Here is a 21,898-nt window from a genome sequence, read left to right on the forward strand (position 1 = left end):
CAGTACACCGCCGATCCCGTGGACGAGCTATGGCCGAAGCGCTCTGGTGCATGTGCATTCGTCTACGATTGCCGTCATGGACCCTTTGAGTGAACTCCTCAGCGGCATCCGAGCCGCGGGTGCGGTGATCAGCGAGGCGGTGCTCGAAGCGCCGTGGGCGCTGCTGTTCGAGGACCGCGCGCCGCTGACGATGGTGACCCTCGCGCGCGGCGGCGGCACGCTCGTCCTCGCCGATGGCAGCGAGGTCCCGATCCGAGGCGGACAGACCGCGGTCGTGCGCGGCGAGGAACCGTTCCGGCTGGTCGACAACGGCGGCGCTCCGGGCCGCACGCTCACCGAGTACGAGCTCTCCTGCTTCGAGCCCGACGCCACCTGCACCGCCGAAGACCTCGGCAACGGCAAGTGGGGCAACGATCCCCAAGGAGCTACCAGCCTGTTCGTCGGCGCCTACCGCGCCAGCGGCCGGCGCCACGAATGGCTGCTGCGGGCGTTGCCGCCCGTAGTGGTCATCGACGACGGCTCGGAGGTGTGCGCCTGGCTGGAGGCGGCCGCGATGGACGTCGCGGCCCGCCGCCCGGGCACGCAGGCACTCATCGACCGGCTCTTCGACTGGGGCCTGGTCTGCACGCTCCGCACCTGGTTCGACCAGGAGGGCAACGCCGCGCCGAGCTGGTACCGCGGCTTCGCCGACCCCGTGGCCGGACCGGCGCTGGAGGCGATTCACTCCCGCCCGTTCAAGCAGTGGACGGTCGCCTCGCTCGCCGCCGAGGCCGGCGTGTCGCGGGCGCTGTTCGCGAAGCGGTTCACCGAGATCATGGGCGAACCCCCGCTGCGGTACCTGACCGAATGGCGCATGGAGGTCGCCGAGGAGATGCTGGCCGACCCCGAGACCACCGTCGCGCAGGTGGCCCGCGCGGTCGGCTACGCGGACGCGTTCGGGTTCAGCTCCGCGTTCAAGCGCCGCAGGGGCGTGAGTCCCAGCGAATACCGCGCCGGGACCGTCACGTCATCTGCTCCCGCGCGGACGCCGGAACCGGCGGCTGGGTGACCACGACGCGGATCAACTGATCGCGTGGTCAGACCCTTCGCCCTGAGTCCGGAAACTCAGCATCCACCAGTGGGCGCCCAGGCCGCCCGGGTCGGTCAGCCGGGCCGCCGCCGAGGCCCTCGCGAGGTCGACCGCGTAGCCCGTCGGATCCCGATACGCCTTCGACAGTTGGGGGCGCTCGACCGGCAACCCGAGCGTCCTCAGCGCCTCTCGCTGCCGCTGCGTCCGATCGCACGGGATGGCGTCCACCGCCACGTGCGCCGTGATGTCGCACGAGCCGTCCGGCACCGGCCGCACCTCGCGGCCGTTGCGGAACGCCGAGACCGAACCGGCCGGAGGACGGCTCGACTTCTCGTGGCCGTAGTCGATCGCCAGCACCGTCCCCGCATCGAGATGCTCGTTCAGGTTCCGCCACATCGCCTCGCGCGGCAGGCCGACCTCGGCCCGCTCGCCCGGATCGGCGATCGGCCACCACTCCGCGAGCCACTTCGCGTCCACGTCGCTCACCGGCTCGCCCGGCCGGGTCGAGCCGTGCTCGTCCACCTCTTCGTAGCGCAGGTCCCCCGCCTCGTCGACCACCGCCACATCGCAGGGGACGTTGTCCAGCAGCTCGCAGGCGATCACCAGACCCGTGACGCCGTGCGGGATCGCCGTCTCCCAGTGCACGCGTTCGGGCAGGTCGGACGGCCTCGGGCGCCGCTCCACCGCGGTCAGGCGCGCGCGGTCGTCCAGCAGCGGCTCCAGATGGCCCAGCAGCTCGCCGTTCCCGGCGCCCACGTCGACCACGTCGAACGTCGACGGGCGGCCCAGCACCACGTCGACCTCCTCGGCCAGCTGCGCGATCGCCTCGGCGAACACCGGGGCCTGCGCGCTGGTCGAAAAGTGGTAGTACGGCACCTCCCGGCGGTAGAAACCGCCCGGACCGTACAGCGCCCGCTCCATCGCGGTGATCCAACGCGTGAACTGCGTCATCGTCTGACCCTAGCTGGCGTGAATCTTGCCACTCCGGGCCGCCCAGGGTGCCGCCCGCGTTCCGGCGAAGCACAATTAATCCGTAAGCAATGACCGGTACCTCCAACAGGACTGGATCAGCATCATGGATCTCCCCAACGTCGGGTCGACGCAGCGGACCGGTGGAGCCGCCAACGCGGCGAGCCGCCTCGCCGTCGGCGTCGTATCCGCAGGACGGGTCGGCTCCATCGTCGGCGCCGCGCTCCAGCGCGCCGGGCACCGCATCGTCGCCGCCACGGCCGTCTCCGAGGACTCCCGGGCCCGCGCCGCCCGCCACTTCCCCGACGCCGAGATCCTCCCGCCGCCCGACGTGGCCGCCGCGGCCGAACTCCTGCTCATCGCCGTCCCCGACGACGCGATCGCGCCGCTGATCGCCTCCCTGCCCGTCCGGCCCGGCCAGATCGTCGCCCACACCTCCGGCGCCAACGGCGCCGACGTGCTCGCGCCCGCCCGCGAGGCCGGGGCGCTCACCGTCGCGCTCGCGCCGGCCATGACCTTCACCGGCCGGCCCGAGGACCTCGACCGGCTCGACGGCATCAGCTGGGCCGTCACCGGCGAGGCCGACGCTGGCTACGTCGGCGAGGCGCTCGTGTTGGAGATGGGCGGCGAGCCCGAACACATCGCGGAGGCCGACCGGGCGCGCTACCACGCCTCGCTCGTCTACGCGGCGAACCACCTGACCACGCTCGTCAACGACGCGGTCGACCAGCTTCGCGACATCGGCGTCGCGGCCCCCGAGCGGCTGCTCTCCCCGCTCGTGTCCGCCTCGCTGGACAACGCGCTGCGACACGGCGACGCCGGGCTTACCGGCCCCGTCTCGCGCGGTGACGCCGGCACCGTCGCCCGCCATCTCGACGCGCTGGCCGGCACCGGCATCGCGGACGCCTACCGCGCGATGGCGCGGCGCACCGCCGAGCGCGCCCTCGACTCCGGCCGGCTCAGGCCCGGCGACGCCGAAGGACTGCTCGACGTTCTCGCCCATCCCAAGGAGGAGACCCCCGAATGACCTCGCTCGTGCACACCCGCATCGATCTGGACAGGGTCCGCACCGCGCTGCCGGGCCGGGTCGCCGTCGTGCCCACCATGGGCGCCCTCCACGACGGCCACCGCGCGAACTTCAAGCGCGCGAAAGCGGTAGCCGACTCGGTGATCGCGACGATCTTCGTCAACCCGCTCCAGTTCGGGCCGGGCGAGGACCTCGACCGCTACCCGCGCACGCTCGACGCCGACGTCGCGATCTGCGAGGAGGAGGGCGTCGACGCCGTCTTCGCGCCCGTCGAATCGGAGCTGTACCCCGGCGGCCGCCACGGGCTCACCACCGTCCACGCCGGACCCGACGGCGACCTCCTCGAAGGGGCCTCGCGGCCGGGCTTCTTCACCGGCGTGCTCACCGTCGTCGCCAAGCTATTCCACCTCACCCGGCCCGACGTCGCCTGTTTCGGGGAGAAGGACTTCCAGCAGCTCGCGATGGTCCGCCGCATGGTGCGCGACCTCGACTTCGGCATCGAGATCGCCGCGGTCGAGACCGTCCGCGAGGCCGACGGACTCGCCCTGTCCAGCCGCAACGTCTACCTTTCGGAGATCGAGCGGGCCGCCGCCCTGGCGATCCCGCACGCCATCCGCGCCGCCCAGGACTCGCCCGAACCGCTGGAGGCCGCCGAGAAGGTCTTGGCCGCCGAGCCCGGACTGGCCGTGGACTACGCGGTGGTCCGCGCGAACGACCTCGGCGAGGCCCCCGCCTCGGGGCCCGCCCGGCTCCTCATCGCCGCCAAGGCGGGCACCACCCGCCTGATCGACAACGCCCCCGTGCAGATCGGAGACCCCGATGCTTAGGAACATGTTCAAGTCCAAGATCCACCGCGCCACCGTCACGCAGGCCGACCTGCACTACGTCGGCTCGGTGACCGTCGACGCCGACCTCCTCGACGCCGCCGACATCCTCGACGGCGAGCAGGTGGCCATCGTCGACATCACCAACGGCGCCCGCCTTGAGACCTACACGATCGCCGGCGAGCGCGGCAGCGGCGTCATCGGCATCAACGGGGCCGCCGCGCATCTGGTGAACCCCGGGGACCTGGTGATCCTCATCTCGTATGCCCAGATGGAGGACGCCGAGGCCAGGGCCTTCACCCCCCGCGTCGTACACGTGAACGAGCGGAATGACATCATCGAGGTGAACGGCGACAAGGCCCAGCCGGCGCCCGGAACGGCGGGCAACCCGGTGGCATCGCCACTAGCCGAGCGGTAAGTTTCTTGAGCATGACCGAAGAAAAGAAGCACGCGGCCACCGACGAGGAGAAGCCGGGCGACAAACCCGCGCCCTCGGACGATCTCAAGACCACGCACCACACCCTCGGTGACCTCTCCTACACCGCCACCACCGGGCGGATCGTCCTGCACCAGGAGGTCACGGAGGACGACAAGTACAACGGCCGCAAGCCCAAGGCCGAACTGTCCGTCACCTTCTACGTCCTCGACGACGCCGACGTCACCACCAGGCCGGTGACGTTCGCGTTCAACGGCGGGCCGGGCTCGTCCTCGATCTGGCTGCACATGGGCCTGCTCGGACCCAAACGCGTCGACTCCGGCGACGCCGGAAACCTCACCCCGCCGCCGTACGGGCTGCTCGACAACGAGGAGACCCTGCTGCGGCACACCGACCTGGTCTTCATCGACCCGGTCTCCACGGGATACTCGCGGGCGGTCGAGGGCGAGAAGCCGAAGGAATACCACGGCTTCACCGCCGACATCGAGTCCGTCGGCGAGCTCATCCGGCTGTGGACCACGCGCAACAACCGCTGGCTGTCGCCGAAGTTCCTCATCGGCGAGTCCTACGGCGGCACGAGGGGCGCCGGCCTGGCCGAGCACCTCCAGACGCGCTACGGCCTGTTCCTCAACGGCGTCATGTTCCTGGCCCCGGCGTTCAACATGGAGACCCTGTACCACGCGAGGCGATCGGACCTGCCCAACCCGCTGTTCCTGCCGACCTACGCGGCCACCTCGCACTACCACGGGCTCCAGGAGGGCCGCGAGCTCGACGAGCTCGTCGCCGAGGCGCGCGACTTCGCCGACGAATACCGCGCGATCCTCGCCAAGGGCCAGAACCTGACCCCCGAGGAGCGCCGGGCGGCCGTCGCCACGATCGCCTCCCTGGCCGGGGTGAGCGAGCAGTACGTCGACAACGCGAACCTGCGCCTGGAGCACACGCGCTACTACGCCGAGCTGCTGCGCAGCAGGAAGCTCGTCACCGGCCGCCTGGACACCCGCTTCACCGGCCCGGCGGACCACTACATCCACGAGCAGATGCCGTACGACCCCTTCCTGCACGCCATCGACGGGCCGTACACGGCCGCGCTCCTGTACTACCTGCGCTCGGAGCTGGAGTACGAGAACGACGCGGTCTACGAGACGCTGTCGCGGGCGGTGCACCCCTGGTCGTACAAGGAGTTCGAGGGCGAGTCGGTCGACGTCATCGACAAACTCGCCAACGCGATGCGCCTCAACCCCGCGCTGCGGGTCCACGTCGCGATGGGCCGCTACGACGGCGGGGTCCCGATCGAGGCGATCGAGTACACGCTCGACCACCTCGAGATCCCCTTCGAAGCGCGTGAGCGGATCGAGACGAAGGAATACCCGACCGGTCACATGATGTACGTTCACGAACCGTCCAGGGTCCGGCAGTCCGCGGACCTGGCCGATTTCATCCGGAGAGCCTCCGGGCGAAACTAGCAGCACAGCATCAGGAGAGCATCGAAACGGTGACACCGCAGACCACGCCGCTCCCGCGGCTGCCGAGGCTTCCCCGGCGGCTCCGGGCCGACGCCCCTTCCTGGACCGAGACCACCGACGTGTGCGTCATCGGCTCCGGCGTCGCAGGCCTGACCTGCGCCCTCGAACTGCGCCGAGCCGGATTCCACGTCACGGTGGTCACAAAGGTCCACATCGACGACGGCTCGACACGGTGGGCGCAGGGCGGCGTGGCCGCCGTGCTCGACCCGCTCGATTCGCCCGAAGCCCATGCCCGCGACACCCAGATCGCGGGCGTGGGCCTGTGCGACCCGGCAGCGGTCGAAGTGACCGTCACCGAAGGCCCCGACCGCATCGCCGACCTCGTCCACACCGGCGCCATGTTCGACCGCCACCCCGACGGCACCCTCCAGCTCACCCGAGAGGGCGGACACCGGGCCAGGCGCATCGTCCACGCCGGCGGCGACGCCACCGGCGCGGAGATCCAGCGAGCCCTCCACGAGGCCGTGCTGCGCGACCCGTGGATCCGCATCATCGAGAACGCCATGGTGCTCGACCTGCTCGTCGACCACGCCGGCCATGCGGCCGGCGTGAGCCTCCACGTCCTGGGCGAGGGCGTGGAGCACGGCGTCGGCGGCGTCGAGGCCCGCGCGGTGGTGCTCGCCACCGGCGGCATGGGACAGATCTTCCAGTCGACCACCAACCCCTCGGTCTCCATCGGCGACGGCGTGGCCCTGGCGCTGCGGGCCGGCGCCGTCGTCACCGACCTCGAATTCGTCCAGTTCCACCCCACGGCGCTGTACCTCGACGGCAACGAGGGAGGCCGACAACCCCTGGTCACCGAAGCGATCCGCGGCGAGGGAGCGCACCTGCGCGACCACTCGGGCGAGCGGTTCATGGTCGGCTTCCACGAGCTCGCCGAGCTCGCGCCCCGCGACGTCGTCGCCAAAGCCGCCACGACCCGCATGCGCGCCGAAGGCAGGCCGCACGTGTGGCTCGACGCGCGCCACCTGGGCCGCACCATGCTCGAGGAGCGCTTCCCCACCGTCACCGGCTCGTGCCGGGCCCTCGGCATCGACCCGGTCACCGACCTCATCCCCGTCGCGCCCGCCGCCCACTACGCCTCGGGCGGCGTGCGCACCGACCTGCGCGGCCGCACGACCGTCCCCGGCCTCTACGCCGCCGGAGAGGCCGCCTGCACCGGTCTGCACGGCGCCAACCGGCTCGCGTCGAACTCCCTGCTCGAAGCGCTCGTGTTCACCCACCGGATCGCCGCCGACCTGGCCGAGCACAAGCCCAGCCCCGGAGTGCCCGAGCTGGTCGAGGCCGAGGGCTGGGTGTGCTCGACGACCTCGCGCACGCCGCTCCAGGAGGCGATGACCGCCGGCGCCGGCGTGCTGCGCTCCCAATCGAGCCTCGAAGCCACCGCCGCGGCGCTCACCGCCTTGGGGGACCATGTGTCCGGACGCCCGCGCCCGGCCACGTGGGAGGCCACGAACCTCCTCACCGTCGCCACCGCCCTGACCGCCGCCGCGCACCGCCGCCGCGAGACCAGAGGCAGCCACTGGCGCGAGGACCACCCCGAGGCGTCCGACGAATGGCTCGGCCACCTCCACCTGTCCGTCAGCCCCGACGGAGAACTCGACACCACCTGGGAGTCCGCATGAGCGAAGACTGGAACGCCGAGGCGAGACTCGTGGCGGGCGGCCTCGACCCGCAGGACGTGTTCGTCGCCGTCGAGGACTACCTCGACGAGGACCTCTCGCCCGAACGGCGCGACGTCACCTCCGAGGCGATCTTCGGGCCCGAGCACGAGTCGGTCGTCGTCATCGCCGCGCGCGCCGACGGCGTCCTCGCCGGCCTGCCGATGGCGCACGCCGTCTTCGCCGCCATGCCGGGCGAGGTCGAGTTCACCTATCTCGCCGGCGAGGGCGCACGCGTCCGCGAGGGCCACCTGCTCGCCCGCGTCACCGGCAGGACCCGCGACCTCCTCGCCGCCGAGCGCACCGCCCTCAACCTGCTGTCGCGCCTGAGCGGCATCGCCACGCACACCCGGCGCTTCGCCGACGTCCTCGCCGACTGGCACACGGCCGTCCTCGACACCCGCAAGACCACCCCGGGCCTGCGCGCCCTGGAGAAGTACGCGGTGCGCGTCGGCGGCGGCGAGAACAAGCGCTTCGGGCTCTACGACGTGGCCATGATCAAGGACAACCACAAGGAGGCGGCCGGGTCCGTCTCCGCCGCGTTCCACGCCGTCCGCTCGGCCGAACCGGACATCGACATCCAAGTGGAGGTCGAGACGCTCGACGAGGCCATGGAGGCCATCGCCGCGGGCGCCACGTTCCTGCTGTGCGACAACATGAGCCCCAAGGAGCTGGCCGAAGTGGTCGAATCCGTCGGCGACCGCGCCCAGTTGGAGGCCACCGGCAACATCACCTTGGCGAACGTCGTCGAGTACGCCGCGACGGGCGTCGACTTCGTCTCCGTGGGCGCCCTGACGCACTCGTCGCCCATTTTGGACATCGGTCTGGACTTCGAGGAGTAGCGCGTGCTTCTGTGCGTCGACATCGGCAACACCAACACCGTCCTGGCCGTGTTCGAGGGCGAACACCTCAAACACTCCTGGAGGATCAGGACCGACCCCCACGCCACCGCCGACGAGCTCGGCCTGACCTTCCGGGCCCTGCTGGAAGGCGACGGCGTCGACCTGACGGGCATCGCGCTGTCCTCCACGGTGCCGCAGCAGTCCGCCGAAGTCGCGAAGATGACGCAGCGCTACTACCCGCACGCGCACCTCGTCGCGATCGCACCCGGAGTGCGCACCGGAGTGCGCCTGAGCATCGACAACCCCAAGGAGGCCGGCCCCGACCGCATCGCGAACACGCACGCCGCCTACCACCTCTACGGCGGCCCATGCATCACCGTCGACTTCGGGACCTCGACGAACATCGACGTCATCTCCGAGCAAGGCGACTTCCTCGGCGGGGCCTTCGCGCCGGGCATCGAGATCTCCATCGACGCCCTCGCCTCACGCGCGGCCAACCTGCTCAAGATCCCCCTCGTCAAGCCCCGCAGCGTCATCGGCAAGAACACGGTGGAATGCCTCCAGTCGGGCATGGTGTACGGCACGGCCGCCCAGGTCGACGGCCTCGTCCGCCGCATCACCGCCGAGCTCGGGACCGACCCGACCGCCGTCGTCGCCACCGGCGGACTCGCGTCCGTGGTCATCGAGCAGTGCGAGACGGTGACGCACTACGAGCCCAACCTGACCCTCCACGGGCTGCGAATGATCTTCGAGCGCAACCGCTAAGCCGCGGGGCCCGCGACCGGCCCTTCGGCCAGGTGCACGCTCCGGGCGCCGCCGCGCATCCGCAGCCGCCGCGCCAGCGCCACCGCGTGCTTGACGTCCGACGCCAAGAACAGCACCGTCGGACCCGAACCGGAGACATGGGCGGCGAGCGCGCCCTCCTCCAGACCGCCGTGCATGAGCGAGGCCAACTGCGGGCGCAGACTCACCGCGGCGGCCTCCATGTCGTTGACCAGCAGCCGAGACAGCTCATCGGCTCCCACGCCCGACTCGAAGGCCCGCACGATCGCATCGACGTCGGCCGAAAACCGCCCGATCCCGTCCTCACGCAGCCGGTCGACCTCCTTGAAGCACTCCGGCGTCGAGATCTGCGTGTCCGTGGTGGCGACGACCCAGTGCCAAGTGCCCTTGGCCTCCACGCGCGTCAGCTCCTCGCCGCGTCCCGCGCCGACGGCCGTGCCGCCCTTGAGACAGAAGGGCACGTCGGAGCCGAGACCCGCGGCCAGCCGGTGCAGCTCGGCGTCCCCGATATCGATCCCCCACAGGCGCGAGCAGGCCACGAGCGTCGCGGCGGCGTCGGCCGAACCGCCCGCCAGGCCCCCCGCGACCGGGATGCGCTTGTTGAGGTGGATCCGGACGTCCGGATCCCCGCCGCCGTAGATCGCGACGAGCTTGGCGGCCCTGACCGCCAGATTGTCATCGCCGTCGGGCAGCACGTCCGCGCCTTCGCCCGACATCGTCAAGGTGATGCCGGGCTCCTCGCTCCGCTCCACGGTGACCGTGTCGTACAGCGAGATCGCCTGGTAGACGGTGGACAGCGCGTGGTACCCGTCGGCGCGGGCGTTCCCCACGCCGAGGTGCGGGTTGATCTTGGCGGGCACGTCGACCGAGACGGCCGCGCCGCGCGGGGCGGGCGCGGCCTGACCACTGCCGGACTCATTCATGCACGGCCTCCTTGGCGTCAGCGAGAGCGATGAACTCCTCGATGTCCAACGATTCACCCCGCCTGGTGGGTTCGATCCCGGCGCGGGCCATGATCGCCTCGGCCTCGGCGACCGAACCCGCCCAGACCTTGAGGGCCTGGCGGAGCATCTTCCGGCGCTGGCCGAACGCGGCGTCCACGGCGGCGAAGACCTCGGCGCGGTTCGCCTCGGGGGACTCGATGCGCTCGAAGGCGACGAGTCCGCTGGCGACGTTGGGCACGGGCCAGAATACGTTGGGCGAGACCGAGCCGGCGCGCCTGGCCTTGGTGTACCAGGCCATCTTGACGCTGGGGGCGCCGTAGATCTTCGAGCCGGGGGAGGCCGTGAGCCGGTCGGCGACCTCGCTCTGGACCATCACCAGGCCCTTGCGGAGCGTCGGGAACGTCTCCAGGGAGTTGAGCACCACCGGGACGGCGACGTTGTAGGGCAGGTTCGCGACCAGCGCGGTGGGCGGCTCGGGCAGGTCGTCGGCGCGGAGGCGGGCGGCGTCGGTCTCGACGACGGTGAGGCGCTCGTGCTCCTCGGGGGCGCGGTGGGCGACGGTCGTGGGCAGAGCCAGAGCCAGCTTGGGGTCGATCTCCACCGCGATGACGCGGCGGGCGACCTCGATGAGCGCCAACGTCAGCGAACCCAGACCTGGGCCGACCTCCATGACCACATCGTCGCCGTCCAGACCCGCCGTCGCCGCGATGCGGCGCACGGTGTTGGCGTCGACGACGAAGTTCTGGCCCCACTTCTTGGTCGGCTGGATCGCCAGACCCCTCGACAGGGACCGGATGTCGCCGGACGTCAGCAGCCGGGCCATGTCAGCCCTGTCCCCCGGCCAGGAGCGGTTCGAGCTTCAGCCCCGGGTAGTCGTTCACGAGGGTCTGGATGCGGTACTTGTTCGGCAGCGCCACCAGGTGGGCGCCGTCGCGAGGACGGGTGAACACCTCCACGCCGGGGGCGCTCAGCAGCCGCTTGGCGCCGTCGGCGTCGGTGAGGCGCGCCAACTGGTACGGCAGATGGTCGATGGCGGCGGGCACGTCGAACTCGGCGGCGAGGCGCGCCAGCGTGACCTCGAACTGGAGCGGGCCGACCGCCGCGAGCACAGGTGTGGCCTCGCCGCGTCGCTGCGAGTAGAGGACCTGCACGACGCCCTCGGCGTCGAGCTGGGAGATGCCGCGCCGGAAGCGCTTGGCCTTGGAGGTGTCGTGCATCTGGAGCGCGCCGAAGTGCTCGGGCGCGAAGGCCGGCAGCGGCGGGAACTCGACGGACTTGCCCGCGTAGATCGTGTCGCCGACCGCCAGCCCCGAGGCGTTGACGAGGCCGACGATGTCGCCCGGCCAGGCCTCCTCGACCGTGTCACGGGAGGCGCCGAACATGGTCTGGGCGTACTTGGTGGACATGGTGCGCTTGCCCTGCGCCTGCGTCACCTGCATGCCGCGCTCGAAGCGGCCCGAGCAGACGCGGATGAAGGCGAGCTGGTCGCGGTGCGAGGCGTTCATGTTCGCCTGGGACTTGAACACGAAGCCGGAGAAGCCCGACTCGAGCTCCCGAGGTTCGCCTTTGACGTCCTCTCGCGCGAACGGAGAAGGAGCGATGTCCACCAGCAGATCGAGCAGCTGCCCGACACCGAAGTGGACCAGAGCCGCGCCGAAGAGCGTCGGCGTCGTCTGCCCGGCCTCGAAGGTCTTCTGGTCGAAGTTCGCCTCGACCTCGCCGAGCAGCTCCGACTCCTCGAGCGCCCGCGCGAAGTCCTCGCCGAACCGGGCGGCGGCCTCCTCGGCGTCGAGCACCTCGGTGACGGCGAGTTGCTGGCCACCGGGGGAGCGCTCATAGCGGACCATGCCCTCGGCCTTCGTGCCGTCGATGGCGATCCGCTCGATGACGCCGCGGAACTCGCCGCCGATGCCGACCGGCCAGGTGACCGGGGTGGGCTTGATGCCGATGCGGTCCTCGATCTCTTCCAGGAGCTCGAGCGCGTCCTTCGCCGGCCGGTCCCACTTGTTGATGAACGTGATGACCGGGATCCTCCTGGCCCGGCAGACCTCGAACAGCTTCAACGTCTGCGGCTCCAGGCCCTTGGCGGCGTCGAGGAGCATGACGGCGGCGTCGACGGCGGTGAGAACGCGGTAGGTGTCCTCGGAGAAGTCGGCGTGGCCGGGGGTGTCCAAGAGGTTGACCACGCAGTCGCGGTACTCGAACTGGAGGGCCGCCGACGTGATGGAGATGCCGCGGTCCTGCTCCATGGACATCCAGTCGGAGACGACGCCCTTGCGGTCGCCCTTGCCGTGGACGGCGCCGGCCGAAGCGATGGCCTGGCCGTGGAGGGCGAGGGCCTCGGTGATGGTCGACTTGCCGGCGTCGGGGTGCGAGATGACCGCGAAGGTGCGGCGGCGCGCGGATTCGGCCGTGATTTGGCTGGACATGCATTCCTCAAGGATGTGACGAGAACGGATCGGGCCCGACCTTCAACGATAGCCGTCAACGTCACCGAGGGCACTGCTAGACGGCACCGGTCACCCCGCGCGATCTCGCGCGAGGCACGATCCGCGTCGAACCCGACGCCGCTCTGCGGTGCTCTACGCGCCCAGTTCCGCCTTCACGATCCCCGCCACGGCCTTCCCGTCGGCGCGGCCCGCCACCTTCGGCTGGACGATCTTCATGACCTTGCCCATGTCCTTCGGGCCGGAGAAACCGCCCTCCGTGATGGCGTCCCGCACGATTTGCGTGATTTCAGCCTCACTGAGTTCCTCGGGAAGGTAGCGCTTGATGACCGCCTCCTCCGCCAGCTCGGCCTCCGCGGACTCCTCGCGACCGCCCTCGCGGAAGGCCTCGGCGGCCTCGCGGCGCTGCTTGGCCTGCTTGATGAGCACCTTGATGACCTCGGCGTCGTCCAGCTCGCGGGCCGACTTCCCGGCGACCTCCTCGTTGTGGATCGCCGTCAGCACCATTCGCAGCGTGCCCAACGTCACCTTGTCCCGAGACTTGAGTGCCGCCCGCATATCGGTTTCCAACTGGGTCTTTAGCTCGCTCATATCTCGACAATCTACCGTTGGGGTATGAAGATCAGCCGTGGCCTTGCCGCAGCAGCCGGTATCGGAGTCGGCGCCGGTGCGCTGGCTCTCGCGTACGCGTCCCTTTACGAGCGGGTCCAGTACACGCTCCGCCACTTCGCGGTGCCGGTGCTGCCGCCGGAGGCCGAACCGATCCGAGTCCTGCACATCTCCGACCTCCACATGACGCCGGGGCAGGTGAGGAAGGCCCACTGGGTGGCGTCGCTCGCCGCGCTGGACCCCGATCTGGTGCTCCTCACCGGCGACAACATCGCCCACCCGGAGGCGCTCGACCTCGTCTCGCGCACGCTGCGCCCGCTGTTCAAGGCCCCCGGCGCATTCGTCTTCGGCTCGAACGACTACTACGCGCCGGTGTTCAAGAACCCGCTCCAGTACTTCAACCCCAACCACGAGCACAAGTACGGCGAGCCGCTGCCGACCGAGGAGCTGCACAAGGTCCTCGTCGACGGCGGGTGGACCGACCTCAACAACAACTCCGCCGACGCCGTCGTGTCGGGACTGAACATCCACTTCGCGGGCGTCGACGATCCGCACTTCGACCTGGACGACTACGAGCTGGTGTCCGGGCGGGTGCCGAAGGAGGCCGACCTGTCGATCGGCCTGACGCACTCGCCGGAGCCGCGTGTGCTGGACTCCTTCGCGCGCGACGGCTACGACTTCGTGGCGGCCGGGCACACCCACGGCGGTCAGGTGTGCGTTCCCGGATACGGGGCGCTGGTGACGAACTGCGGCATCGACCGCGAGCGCGTCAAGGGTCTGCACCCGTGGAACGACATGTGGCTCCACGTCTCGGCGGGCCTGGGCACGTCGCCGTACGCGCCGGTGCGCTTCGCCTGCGCGCCGGAGGCCAGCCTCCTGACGTTCGTGCCGGCCGAGCTCTAGAGGCCGACTGTGACGGGGCCCGGCCACGCCGGACCCCGTTCGACGCGGCGCTCCAAGCTCGGGTAACATTTCATCTCGGTGTGGACGCCTCGGTGCGTTCGCATCTAATCAAATATCGGGTTGTGGCGCAGCTTGGTAGCGCACCTCGTTCGGGACGAGGGGGTCGCAGGTTCAAATCCTGTCAACCCGACCAAAGAAAATGCAGTTCAGGGCCGGTTCTCCATAGCGAGAGACCGGCCCTGAATCGTCCGTACAGCAGCTTCTTACAGCAACTAAGGTTTGTCCTCGAAGCTCTCGCCCAGTTTCCGCAGCGCCTCCTTGGTGGCCTTGTTTGAGGCCTGCGCGTAGATCTCCATGGTGGTCTTGTAGTCCGTGTGGCGCATGATCGCCATCATCACCCGAGGATGGACGTCGAGATCGACCAGCAGCGAACTACAAGTGCGCCTCGCATCGTGCACCGAGATGCGCGGCAGCTCGGCGTCAGTCAAATGATTGACGAAGTACCGATGGAAATTGCGCGGATCGATCGGTGTCCCGAGCTTGGTTGTGAACACCAAGTCAGATTCATACCAGTATTCGGCTTTCGCCTTCTCCCTCAATTGCCGCTCTCGCCGCTCCTGTAGCGCCTTGATACAGATATCCGGCATCGGCAATGAATGCTCCGACTCTTCGGTCTTGACCTTCTTGTGCAACAGCTCGCCGCGAACGCGCTGCAACTGCCACATCGGCGAAAGCTCACCGGCAGCCATGTCGAGGCTCGCCCACGTCAGTCCGAGCACTTCGCCCTTCCGCAAGCCCATGGCGAGCACCAGGAGGTATGCCGCATAAAGTGAGTCGCGACGGACGTGCTCAAGGAAGAGGCGAGCTTCATCGCTCGTCCATGCCTTTCGACGCCGCTTCCGACCACTCGGCAACCGAACCTGCATCGCTCGATTAACCGTGATCAGCTCATCGGACACCGCCTGCGAGAGCGCCGACCGCAATACCGTCCGAGCATCACTCACTGCCCGAGCGGACAGCCGCCTATTGCAGCACGCACCCTTGGCGCAGCACTTGCGCTCACGCTCCGGCCGGCGGGCGTCCACGCCCTGGTGGCAGCACTGACAGACGGTCCCGAGGCGGTTGAGCCACTGCTGAATGTCCCGTACCGTCAGGCGGTCGAGGCGTTTCTTTCCGATCCACGGCACGATGTGCAGTCGGTTAAAACGCTCATAGCTGTCATAAGTCTTGGGCTCCCGATTGGGCTTGATGACCTCTTCAAGCCATGCGTGCATGAACTGCTCGACCGTGACCGAGCGTGTTTCGACCGGCCCGCTTGCCGCCGCCTGATGCAGTTTAATCCACTTGCCGTGGACCTCGTCGCGTGTCTTCCCATAGACGTATTTGCGCCTCCGCTTTCCGATTGGCGTCGTGACCCACACATAGGCGGCCCAGCCGTTGCCGTGTGGGTAGATCGAACCTTCACCGTTGCCCCGCTTGCTCATGCCACCAGCTCCAAGTGCTCAGCCTCAGCGGCCCTGCGCTGCACATACTCGTCAACCCATTCGGGCAGGATGCGACGGTTGCCGCCATCCTTGAGCGAGCGCAGCTCACCGGAGTAGACCAGCGTCTTGACCTTCGCCAGGCTGTAGCCGAGAAGCTCGGCAACCTGCGCCATCGTGTACCAACGCGGCTTGAGAATGACCTTTCCGTCCATAATGTTCTCCAATCAATCGATAGTGTTCAGTTCGTTCAAAGCTTCGCGGGCAAGCTGTCTCTGTTCGCGTGCGCGAGCAGCGGCGGACGAGGCCATGAGGGCGTCGGTTTCGGTGTGCCACCCGGTGCCGTCGTATCGGAGGTAGTTGACGAGCACGGTCGTATCAGTCGGTTCGGTGTCAAGCTCGTGTTGACAGCGGGTCCATTGCGCGCGTGCGTCTCTGAGTGCGCCGAGGGTGGTGGACCAGGCGCGTGCTTTGGTCATGAAGTGGCCGCCGAATCCGAGCATGTGCGCCCAGCGGCGTAGCCGGTCCCATCCGTTCGCCTCGCCGAGGGACCAGCAGGCGTGAATGAGTCGGGCGATGTGGTCGCCGTCAGGGTCGGCGTAGGCGGCGACGGTGGTTTCGGTGAGTCGCCCGGAGAGGTGGCCGGTGTCTTCGGTGGCTTTGGTGGCGTACTTGGCGAGGTATCCGGCCGCGTGCCCTTCGGTCAGTTCGCCCGAGCCGAGTTCGATGGTGCGCACGTCGATCTGCGAGCCCCACCGGATCGCCCAACCCTGTGGCCGGTCGGGGTGCGGTTCGGTGTCGAAGACGGTCGAGGCGGCAGCCTCGGTGATGACGGCGGCGATGTCGTCGGCACCGATTTCGGCCGGAGGCGGGATGATGGCGTCGTCGCCGGGGATGCGGCCGTCGAGGCGGATGAGCGCGTGGAAGTGGATCGCGCCTCTGCGCTGGAACTCGGCGACCTTGACGTAGCGGAGCCGGACGCGGGCGGGGTCGATGCCGGCGGTTTTGGCGAGGCGGGACAGTGCCCGGTCGGCGGCGATGCGGGTGCGCCGCCACAGTTCACCGGCAGCGAGGTTCCACACCACTTGTGCGGCGTGGTCGTAGCAGTCCAGGCACAAGGGCTGTCCCAGCTCGGGTGCGTCCTCGTCGTGGCGGTTGTGGCAGGCCAGGCGGATACCGTGCGGGCAGGTTTCGGCGTCGCGGCGGGCACGGCAGGGCAGGACCGCCCCGTTTTTCGAGCGGTGGCGTGTGTGGACCGGGCCGAAGGCCGGCGCGGTGAAGGTGGCGAAGACGGCAGGGTGAGCGGCGACGGTCTCGGGGACGGACTTGCCGCCAGTGAGCCCGGCGCGGATGAGGTGGAAGGCGTCGTGCTGGTAGGTCTTGGCGCAACCGGTGCAGAGGGCGGCGCGGCGGGTGCCGCAGGCTTTGTAGATGACGCCATCGGGCATCGAGGAGGTTGAGCGGGTGGCGATGATCTGGCCGGTGTGCTCGGCGACGGTGTGGAGGTCCCCGCGGAGCCGGATCGGGGCGCTACAGCCGGCGGCGCCGGCGATGTGGGCGAGCCAGGGTTCCCACCCGGTGGTCGCTTCGCGCGCGATGATGTCGCGTGCGAGGCCGGCGGGAATGGCGGTGGCGGTCACGGGTTCCTCCTTCCTGGTGGGTCAGGCCCCGCCCGGACGGCTCGTTGCTAGGTGCGGAGCGGTCGGGGCGGGGCGCGGTTAGGTGTTGTCGGTTTCGGTGTCCCGCTGACGCGGTGGTGCCGTCTTGCCCCAGCGCTGTTGCGCGGCTTGGCGGCTCATGCCGACTCGGTCGGCGATTTCGGTCCACGAGTAGCCGAAGGCGCGAAGGCCCTGGACTGCCTCGCCGATGGCCTCATCGAGTGAGGCGGAGAGCTCGATGAGCTCGGGGAGTGCGTCGACGTCGCCGGAGGCGACCCGTTTGCCGTAGGCGCGGATGACGCGCCGGGCGAAGGCGTTGAACTCGCGGTTCTCGACCATCACGGTCACCGACCTTCACCGAAGTCGCCGAAGCCGACGAAGGTGTTCGACGCCTCGGGTTCATCAGTGGTAGTAGCGGCGGCCAGGTCGTCGGTTGCTTGATGATCGTGCTGCCGTGTTCGGCTCGAACGATTGGTTTCGCCGATCGCGAGGATGGCGAAGCCGCCGACGATCAACAGGCCGTCGACCCCGATCGGGCCGAGTGCTGCCGACAGATCGGATTCCCCGAAGTGCAGCAGCAGCCCGTTCATGTGCCGGTAGGACACCACCAGGGCGACCGTGCCGACCGCAGCGGTTCCGGCGATGCCGGGCCACTTGAGGTATCCCGGCCAGCTCACGCGCGAGAGCACCTCGACGGCGACCGCCAGGGCGATCGGCCAGAATCCGGCGAACACCATTGCCGAGATCATCGCTTCGGCCTCAGGCCGGGTGACGAACCAGATGTGGCCGATGTTGGCCGCGACGGAGACGATGATGCCCAGCCCGAAGGCGAGCCACGAGACCGCCGATGCGCCCCGACGCTGCGAGGTCAACAGTTGCGGTTGCGGTTTTTGCCGCGATTGCCGCCGCTGCGACGGCTGCTTGCCCTTCGGTGTTTTCCGGGCTTTCGGTGTGCGCTTGGGCTGCTGCCCTTTGCTCCACAGGCGCCGCCATTTCGGCGGTTCAGTGGTCGTGTTCTGGGATACGGCAGGTGCCGTTTCCGGTTCGGTCGCACGCGGTGCGTGCTGTTCTTGTACGGTCACAGGACCTCCTTGAGTTCACGGACTTGCCACCACTGCAATCCGTTGCAGTAGTCGCATTTCTTTGAGTGTTCGACCGTTGGCACGGTTGTCTCGCCGCAGGCGACGCATTCGACCAGTTCCCATCCGGGGCATGGCACCGACACGTAAACGTGGCGGTCGTCTTCGGCGAGTTCATTTCCGGTGAAGTGCTCACGGCACATACGGCAGAAGAAGCGATGCTTCTCAAGATCAGTCACCCAGGGCGGTTGTGCATCAATCCGCGTGACCGCGTGGAGCGGCAATGACTTTTGGAAGGCATCGAAGAATCCTGTATCGATCATTGGGCCACGCTCGATTCAACGGCATGGCCCACATTTGCCTCGTAGCATGCAAGGCATTCGCCGTAGCGTTTCGAGATGTAGTAGTCGTATTCGGTGTTGCAGGTCGGGCAGGTCGACAGTGCGACCCACGCTTTCATCAATGCCCGCAACTGTGCGGGGGTGGCCGGCCGCTTGGGCTGTGCCAGGTCTCGGCGGTACAGGTAGGCGATTCGCTTGCCGCGTCGCCAGATGATCTGTGCTGCTTTCGGTTGCCGCCCAGGCGTGAGCCCAACAGCGGCGAGTTGTCGGCGGGTGTACAGTCCGCCCGGTGCGTGGCGGTAGTTATAGGTCGGCAAGCCATAACGGCTGCCGTCCGGATCGTCGTATTCGGCACGGAACATTGCACACTCCTCCTTTCATTCACATTCGTTGTCAATTACCGCGTGAGCGTCGGGGCCTCGAACCCCGAAGGTTGCCAATCGCTCTACCACTACTGATCAGGTGAGGAGCCTGCCGAAGTACAGCGAAGCTGCACGCAGGTCATACTCTTTAGGGCTTGCAGTGTCGGCCTTGTTCTCCTCGGACTTTCCCACCTCTTCGGCGGCCGGTTCCGAAACGCGGATGCTGGTGGTGCCGTCGTCATCGAACGCGTCGACTCGGACAACTTCGATTTGGTCGATGTCATCGGCGGACACGGATTTGCATTCGGCCCGTTCGAACCACACGGTTTCGACCTCGAAGTGGCATTCGAATTGCTCAACCAAGAGCTGACCGCCATTGCAGAATCGATCGACCATCGATGCGGCATTGGCATTGGTGGTCGGGAATGCCTCTTCCGTGCCATCGAGGTAGGTCAGCGTGACGTGTTTCATCAGTGCCTCAATTCGTCATTTCGTGTTCATGGCCTTATCGGCTTTTGACGCAGTACTGGCCCTATTGCCTATCGGTGTGGCTTTCCTGTGTCGTGAGCGTCGGGGCCTCGAACCCCGAAGGTTGCCGATCGCTCTACCACTTGACCCCATGGGCCAAGGCTTGATTACGATTCCTGAATCTGAACCGACTCAATGTGTTCGGTTCGCAGGACGATCAGACCGTTGTCTGAGGTGAACTCGATCGTCGGGTATTCCCGGAGCTCCTTGCACACGAAGTCCCACTGTGTGGCAGGGACAGTTGCCGTGATTTCATTTCCACTCATCGTGCGGATCAAGACCTTCATCTTCATTCCTCTCTTGAAATAGCCTCATCGGCTGGACGCAGTACTGGCCTTAATGCCTTTCGCTTGGCGTTCCTTGCGTCGTGGACGCCGGGGAATCGAACCCCGGTTGAACCGTTCGCCCGGAGTGCCGTCAAGAGGTGTCAAGCCCGGCTTGACGGCACTCGGTCTAGGCCACCAGTGCCCGGCCTCGCAGTTGCGCGGCGAAGTTGGCGACCTGAGCGACCTCGGCATCGGACATCCAGGCCACGCGCATCCGCCTGGGGAGTGCGCCTTCGGCCAGGAGGAACGAGTCACCCGGTTTGGTCGGGTCGAGGTCCATCGCGTTGTAGCCGCGTTCGGCCCAGCCGGCGCCGAGCGCCACATCCGAAGAACCGGGCGTGGTCGCGCGACCGGTCCACCGGTAGGCGAACAGGTCCCGCAGCGCCGTGGGGACGATGTCCCAGGAGGCCCGCTGTGTGAAGGCCAGGACGACGATGCCGGCGGCACGGCCGCGAGCGACGATGTCGCGCAGCAGCGTGGAGAACAGCTTCTGTTCAGCCTCAGTGCCAGCCACGGACGTGAAGTAGGCCAGTTCATCGAGTGCCACCACGTAGACCGGGTCAGAGGGTGTCGGCACGTGCTTGCGGACTCGCCGCTGGGACATCAGCCCGTAGCGGGCGTCCATTTCCTGCTGAAGCCAGACGAGCGTGTGCAGGGCCTTGCGCATTTCAGGGCCAACGAAGACATCCATGGCGTCGCGCCAGGCCATCAGTTCAACGAGCTTGCCGTCGAAGCCGATCAAGGCCGTGTCGATGCTGAGCGCCACTTGGGCGATGATCGTGTTCTCAAGACCGGACTTGCCCGAGCCCGGCTCGCCCCCGCCGAGCAGGTTCTTGTATGCCAGGGACAGTTTCACCGGCTCGCCGGTGGCGTACTTGCCCAAGAAGTATTCGTCCATGATGGACATGTTGGGTCCGATAGCGATGTTCATAGTGCTTACCTCCAAAGGGAATCAATGAGTTTCGGCGGGAAGGACGAGGCAGGAACACCCCGCCCTTCCGGCCTTGAGCAGCCCCAGCGAAAGGGGAGTCTCGTGATCGGGATTAGACGAACTCGGGGATGTAGTCGCCATCCCCTTCGTCGGGTCCCTCGTTGTCACGCCGCACAGCGGCAGTGGTGTCGGACTTGCCGGCCTTGTCGGCCTTGGACTGACGCGGCTTCCGCTCGCCTGAACGGCGCGGGTTGAGCATTGCCTCAACCTTGGCGACCAGCTCAGGGTCGGCTGTCACGTCTTCGCCTTCGGCGTCGATGTCCTGAGCGTCGATACCCTTGTAGGAGTCGGGGTCGACCCCGTCGAGCATCGCCTTAACCGGCATCGGCACGTCCTCAGCGAGGATGTCGCGACGGTGCAGATCGATGACCACGAAGCTGGCCTTCTGGCCGGCCTTGCGAGCATCGGCGGCGTTGGCCCAGCACACCGAAGCCAGCTCAGGGAGCCGATCTTCGATGTCCTTCAAGGTCAAGTCACCGCGCAGCCACAGCCACACCCGTTCTCCCGACTCGGTCGGACGAGCGATGAGGATCAGCGGCATGACCGCACCGCGAACGCCCTTGCCTTCCATGAAGGCATCGCAGGCGACCCGGAGGCGGTGACGGGTGACCATGCACCAGCCCCACCGGATCAAAAACCGCCGCACAGGCCCGAAGACCCACGGCAGGCCGACCAGGACGCCAACGGCGACCAGGCCCCAGATCGGAGCGAGCCACACCGCAAGAGCGGCATAGACGCCCACGATCACCGAAGCGAGCACGAGCTCGCCGGCCCAGTGCCAGGCAACGCGCAGCACCGGCCACACCAGCGAAACGCCAGCAGCAACCACACCCGCGACAGCGGCCACGATCAGCGAAGCCACGAGGGCTTCACCGGCCGGCAGGAACGCGATAGTGACCATCAGCGCCATCACGCCGGTCACGACAGCGGCCAGGACCGCAACGATCTTGGCGCGACGCAGCGCCGAATCCTTCTCGAACTGGTCGATAAGCGTCTGAGCCGCACGAGCACCCGAGCGCCCGCGACCAGCAGATTTGCTACCATGAGAACGCATGGCAGAACCACCTTTCCGCCCCAAGGGGCAAAGGTTTCTGT

Annotated in this window: 24 protein-coding genes and 1 tRNA gene; 10 read left to right on the top strand and 15 right to left on the bottom strand. The window is 68.1% G+C overall.

Annotated elements, in window-relative coordinates; translation table 11 throughout:
- The first annotated feature begins 76 nt into the window (after nt 1-76).
- Nucleotides 77-1,048 (top strand): AraC family transcriptional regulator, encoded by a 972-nt coding sequence (locus ACYVK3_RS15300; RefSeq protein WP_460498201.1) that lies wholly within the window; start codon nt 77-79, stop codon nt 1,046-1,048.
- Nucleotides 1,049-1,060: 12 nt separating this feature from the next.
- Here ACYVK3_RS15300 and ACYVK3_RS15305 read toward each other — a convergent pair whose 3' ends face one another.
- On the bottom strand, nt 1,061-2,020 hold the full coding sequence (locus ACYVK3_RS15305; RefSeq protein WP_460498202.1) for an SAM-dependent methyltransferase: 960 nt from the start codon (nt 2,018-2,020) through the stop codon (nt 1,061-1,063).
- A gap of 124 nt (nt 2,021-2,144) precedes the next feature.
- Between ACYVK3_RS15305 and ACYVK3_RS15310 the strand changes: the two genes are divergently transcribed.
- From ACYVK3_RS15310 to ACYVK3_RS15340, 7 genes are read left to right on the top strand one after another with little or no spacing between them, the layout of a single operon-like run.
- A complete protein-coding gene (locus ACYVK3_RS15310) occupies nt 2,145-3,065 on the top strand; it encodes a Rossmann-like and DUF2520 domain-containing protein (protein WP_460498203.1) in 921 nt (306 codons plus the stop codon).
- Complete coding sequence (panC, locus tag ACYVK3_RS15315; protein WP_460498204.1) at nt 3,062-3,892, top strand: 4-phosphopantoate--beta-alanine ligase; 831 nt, start codon at nt 3,062-3,064, stop codon at nt 3,890-3,892. The genes ACYVK3_RS15310 and panC overlap by 4 nt, the downstream gene beginning before the upstream one ends.
- Nucleotides 3,885-4,307: an aspartate 1-decarboxylase gene (gene panD, locus ACYVK3_RS15320; RefSeq protein WP_460498205.1), complete on the top strand. Its 423-nt coding sequence runs from the start codon at nt 3,885-3,887 to the stop codon at nt 4,305-4,307. Before panC ends, panD begins: the two co-directional genes overlap by 8 nt.
- Before the next feature lie 11 nt (nt 4,308-4,318).
- Nucleotides 4,319-5,788 carry a S10 family peptidase gene (locus ACYVK3_RS15325; protein WP_460498206.1) on the top strand — a complete coding sequence of 490 codons (1,470 nt, stop codon included), beginning with the start codon at nt 4,319-4,321 and terminating at the stop codon, nt 5,786-5,788.
- Between the two features lie 29 nt (nt 5,789-5,817).
- The gene (locus ACYVK3_RS15330) at nt 5,818-7,473 is read left to right on the top strand and encodes an L-aspartate oxidase (RefSeq protein WP_460498207.1); all 1,656 of its coding nucleotides are present in this window, start codon (nt 5,818-5,820) and stop codon (nt 7,471-7,473) included.
- The gene (gene nadC, locus ACYVK3_RS15335) at nt 7,470-8,351 is read left to right on the top strand and encodes a nicotinate-nucleotide diphosphorylase (protein ID WP_460498208.1); all 882 of its coding nucleotides are present in this window, start codon (nt 7,470-7,472) and stop codon (nt 8,349-8,351) included. Before ACYVK3_RS15330 ends, nadC begins: the two co-directional genes overlap by 4 nt.
- A 3-nt stretch (nt 8,352-8,354) precedes the next feature.
- Nucleotides 8,355-9,116, top strand: coding sequence for a type III pantothenate kinase (locus tag ACYVK3_RS15340; RefSeq protein WP_460498209.1), 762 nt, complete (start codon nt 8,355-8,357; stop codon nt 9,114-9,116).
- Here the strand turns inward: ACYVK3_RS15340 and ACYVK3_RS15345 are convergent.
- The 4 genes from ACYVK3_RS15345 to ACYVK3_RS15360 all read right to left on the bottom strand — a co-directional run bounded on the left by ACYVK3_RS15345 (nt 9,113) and on the right by ACYVK3_RS15360 (nt 13,116).
- Nucleotides 9,113-10,057 carry a 4-(cytidine 5'-diphospho)-2-C-methyl-D-erythritol kinase gene (locus ACYVK3_RS15345; RefSeq protein ID WP_460498210.1) on the bottom strand — a complete coding sequence of 315 codons (945 nt, stop codon included), beginning with the start codon at nt 10,055-10,057 and terminating at the stop codon, nt 9,113-9,115. The two genes, ACYVK3_RS15340 and ACYVK3_RS15345, sit on opposite strands and share 4 nt — an antisense overlap.
- The gene (gene rsmA, locus ACYVK3_RS15350) at nt 10,050-10,901 is read right to left on the bottom strand and encodes a ribosomal RNA small subunit methyltransferase A (protein ID WP_460498211.1); all 852 of its coding nucleotides are present in this window, start codon (nt 10,899-10,901) and stop codon (nt 10,050-10,052) included. Before rsmA ends, ACYVK3_RS15345 begins: the two co-directional genes overlap by 8 nt.
- A gap of 1 nt (nt 10,902) precedes the next feature.
- Entirely contained in the window at nt 10,903-12,507 is a 1,605-nt protein-coding gene (locus ACYVK3_RS15355; protein WP_460498212.1) for a peptide chain release factor 3, read from the bottom strand.
- A gap of 153 nt (nt 12,508-12,660) precedes the next feature.
- Nucleotides 12,661-13,116, bottom strand: coding sequence for a GatB/YqeY domain-containing protein (locus ACYVK3_RS15360; protein ID WP_460498213.1), 456 nt, complete (start codon nt 13,114-13,116; stop codon nt 12,661-12,663).
- 24 nt (nt 13,117-13,140) lie between these two features.
- Between ACYVK3_RS15360 and ACYVK3_RS15365 the strand changes: the two genes are divergently transcribed.
- Both ACYVK3_RS15365 and ACYVK3_RS15370 read left to right on the top strand, forming a co-directional pair.
- Nucleotides 13,141-14,037, top strand: a complete 897-nt coding sequence (locus ACYVK3_RS15365) for a metallophosphoesterase (RefSeq protein WP_460498214.1) — start codon at nt 13,141-13,143, stop codon at nt 14,035-14,037.
- A 116-nt stretch (nt 14,038-14,153) separates the two neighbouring features.
- Nucleotides 14,154-14,230 (top strand) — tRNA-Pro (locus ACYVK3_RS15370).
- Between the two features lie 79 nt (nt 14,231-14,309).
- Here ACYVK3_RS15370 and ACYVK3_RS15375 read toward each other — a convergent pair.
- The 10 genes from ACYVK3_RS15375 to ACYVK3_RS15420 form a co-directional block, all read right to left on the bottom strand.
- On the bottom strand, nt 14,310-15,521 hold the full coding sequence (locus tag ACYVK3_RS15375; RefSeq protein WP_460498215.1) for a tyrosine-type recombinase/integrase: 1,212 nt from the start codon (nt 15,519-15,521) through the stop codon (nt 14,310-14,312).
- Nucleotides 15,518-15,733 carry a helix-turn-helix domain-containing protein gene (locus tag ACYVK3_RS15380; protein WP_460498216.1) on the bottom strand — a complete coding sequence of 72 codons (216 nt, stop codon included), beginning with the start codon at nt 15,731-15,733 and terminating at the stop codon, nt 15,518-15,520. The genes ACYVK3_RS15375 and ACYVK3_RS15380 overlap by 4 nt, the downstream gene beginning before the upstream one ends.
- Nucleotides 15,734-15,745: 12 nt before the next feature.
- Nucleotides 15,746-17,158 (bottom strand): replication initiator, encoded by a 1,413-nt coding sequence (locus ACYVK3_RS15385; protein ID WP_460498217.1) that lies wholly within the window; start codon nt 17,156-17,158, stop codon nt 15,746-15,748.
- Nucleotides 17,159-17,236: 78 nt separating this feature from the next.
- Nucleotides 17,237-17,515 carry a hypothetical protein gene (locus ACYVK3_RS15390; RefSeq protein ID WP_460498509.1) on the bottom strand — a complete coding sequence of 93 codons (279 nt, stop codon included), beginning with the start codon at nt 17,513-17,515 and terminating at the stop codon, nt 17,237-17,239.
- A 5-nt stretch (nt 17,516-17,520) separates the two neighbouring features.
- Complete coding sequence (locus tag ACYVK3_RS15395) at nt 17,521-18,258, bottom strand: DUF2637 domain-containing protein (protein WP_460498218.1); 738 nt, start codon at nt 18,256-18,258, stop codon at nt 17,521-17,523.
- Nucleotides 18,255-18,578 carry a hypothetical protein gene (locus ACYVK3_RS15400; protein WP_460498219.1) on the bottom strand — a complete coding sequence of 108 codons (324 nt, stop codon included), beginning with the start codon at nt 18,576-18,578 and terminating at the stop codon, nt 18,255-18,257. Before ACYVK3_RS15400 ends, ACYVK3_RS15395 begins: the two co-directional genes overlap by 4 nt.
- The gene (locus ACYVK3_RS15405; RefSeq protein WP_460498220.1) at nt 18,575-18,958 is read right to left on the bottom strand and encodes an RRQRL motif-containing zinc-binding protein; all 384 of its coding nucleotides are present in this window, start codon (nt 18,956-18,958) and stop codon (nt 18,575-18,577) included. The genes ACYVK3_RS15400 and ACYVK3_RS15405 overlap by 4 nt, the downstream gene beginning before the upstream one ends.
- Before the next feature lie 96 nt (nt 18,959-19,054).
- Nucleotides 19,055-19,429: a hypothetical protein gene (locus ACYVK3_RS15410; protein ID WP_460498221.1), complete on the bottom strand. Its 375-nt coding sequence runs from the start codon at nt 19,427-19,429 to the stop codon at nt 19,055-19,057.
- 510 nt (nt 19,430-19,939) lie between these two features.
- Complete coding sequence (locus ACYVK3_RS15415) at nt 19,940-20,743, bottom strand: FtsK/SpoIIIE domain-containing protein (RefSeq protein ID WP_460498222.1); 804 nt, start codon at nt 20,741-20,743, stop codon at nt 19,940-19,942.
- Between the two features lie 112 nt (nt 20,744-20,855).
- A complete protein-coding gene (locus ACYVK3_RS15420; RefSeq protein WP_460498223.1) occupies nt 20,856-21,857 on the bottom strand; it encodes a hypothetical protein in 1,002 nt (333 codons plus the stop codon).
- Between the last annotated feature and the right edge of the window lie 41 nt (nt 21,858-21,898).

This window comes from Glycomyces tarimensis (genome assembly GCF_054776215.1).